This window comes from Hydrogenivirga sp. 128-5-R1-1 (assembly GCF_000171895.1).
Genome location: NZ_ABHJ01000312.1, coordinates 1 through 1,572, shown reverse-complemented (window position 1 = coordinate 1,572; position 1,572 = coordinate 1). Strand labels below are relative to the sequence as shown.

The 1,572-nt window shown below is 33.1% G+C and carries 3 protein-coding genes; 1 reads left to right on the top strand and 2 read right to left on the bottom strand.

Annotated elements, in window-relative coordinates; genetic code table 11:
- Positions 1-169 precede the first annotated feature (169 nt).
- Entirely contained in the window at positions 170-502 is a 333-nt protein-coding gene (locus HG1285_RS02090; protein ID WP_008289215.1) for a DUF5335 family protein, read from the top strand.
- A gap of 11 nt (positions 503-513) precedes the next feature.
- Here HG1285_RS02090 and HG1285_RS19600 read toward each other — a convergent pair whose 3' ends face one another.
- Together HG1285_RS19600 and HG1285_RS20570 are read right to left on the bottom strand one after the other, a co-directional pair.
- A complete protein-coding gene (locus HG1285_RS19600) occupies positions 514-1,026 on the bottom strand; it encodes a hypothetical protein (protein ID WP_008289214.1) in 513 nt (170 codons plus the stop codon).
- A complete protein-coding gene (locus HG1285_RS20570; RefSeq protein WP_008289213.1) occupies positions 1,007-1,255 on the bottom strand; it encodes a UDP-N-acetylglucosamine 1-carboxyvinyltransferase in 249 nt (82 codons plus the stop codon). The genes HG1285_RS19600 and HG1285_RS20570 overlap by 20 nt, the downstream gene beginning before the upstream one ends.
- Positions 1,256-1,572: the final 317 nt, after the last annotated feature.

Here is a 1,572-nt window from a genome sequence, read left to right as displayed (position 1 = left end):
AGTACATTTGCCGGCCTTTCTACAACTTCACCGGCAGCTATTTTGTTTATAACTTCTTCACTTAATTGTTTAATTTTCAATTTTGCACCTTAAAATACTTGATTTTGTTTTCATTTAGACATATGTTAAATTATGCTAATAAAAATTATAACTAAAGGAGGGCACGTCAATGGCAGTAAGAAAACTTGAGAAATCAGAATGGGAATCTTATTTTGCAGAATGGGACAGAAAGTATAGAGAAGGACTTATTCCAAAAAGAGATGTTCAGATTGAAATTGTAAACCCTGAACTTGGAGACCAGGTTGAAACATTCTGGCAGGAGCTTGTTGGATTAAACTATGACCCTAAAAATGATATTTTTGAAGTTGCTGCCGAAAGACACGACCATTTAATTCATAGACCAACTGAAATATATGTTGATGAAGAAAACGATGATATAAAAGTTGTTGAGGTTGTTCAGTGGGATAATACAAAACATATAATTTCATTTAAAGCTAAATAATAAATTGGGGGCTACTGCCCCTTTTTATAAACTTCTGCACCAATATTTCTTAACTTCTGGTCTATGTGTTCATATCCTCTATAAAGATGGTAAATTTCTTCTATTTCTGTAATACCTTCTGAAGCAAGACCTGCTATAACCATCGCTGCACTTGCTCGTAAATCTGTAGCCTTTACTTTAGCACCTTCTAACTTTTTTACACCTTTTATAATTGCAGTATTGTTTTTTGTATCAACCTTAATATTTGCTCCAAGTCTGTTTAACTCATCTGCGTGCATAAATCTATTTTCAAATATGTTTTCTTTTATTTTTGATGTGCCGTCTGCAAAACTTAGTAGTACCATCATTTGAGCTTGTAAATCTGTTGGGAAATATGGATATTCTTTTGTTTCTATGTTTATAGGTTTTACCTCTCTTGCTTTTTTAATGTATGCAGTATTTTTTCCAATTTTTGTTAAGTTAATACCTATTTTTTCCAGTGTTTCATTGAAATACTCTAAATATTCAAATAGGATAATTTTCAATAGTGATACCTTCGCCACACAGTGCAGAAAGAACTGCAAATGTTCCTGCTTCTATTCTATCAGGTATAACTTTATGTCTAGCTTTATTTAATGATTTTACTCCTTCTATAACTATAGTATCACTTCCGGCACCTTCTATTTTTGCACCCATTTTTATTAAAAGGTTGGCAAGGTCTAAAACTTCAGGTTCTTTTGCTGCATTTTTGATAATAGGTTTTTCCTTTTGCAAGTACTGCTGCCATCATTATGTTTTCTGTACCTAGTTACTGGTGATTTTTTCAAAAGTTATCTGTGTACCTTTTAGTCCGTAAGGAGCTTTTTGCAATTATATTTTCCTTCTTTTTAGAGATATTTCAGCTCCCCATCTTTTTTAGAGCTTTTAAATGAAGAGTCAACAGAGTCTACTTCCAATAGCACATCCACCCTGGAAGTGCTACCTGTGCATATCCAAATCTTGTAAGCATGGGGCCTAAAACCAGTATTGACGCTCTCATTTTTGAGACATAGTCATAGCTTGCTGAAAGGTCGGTTGATTTTCAAACTTTA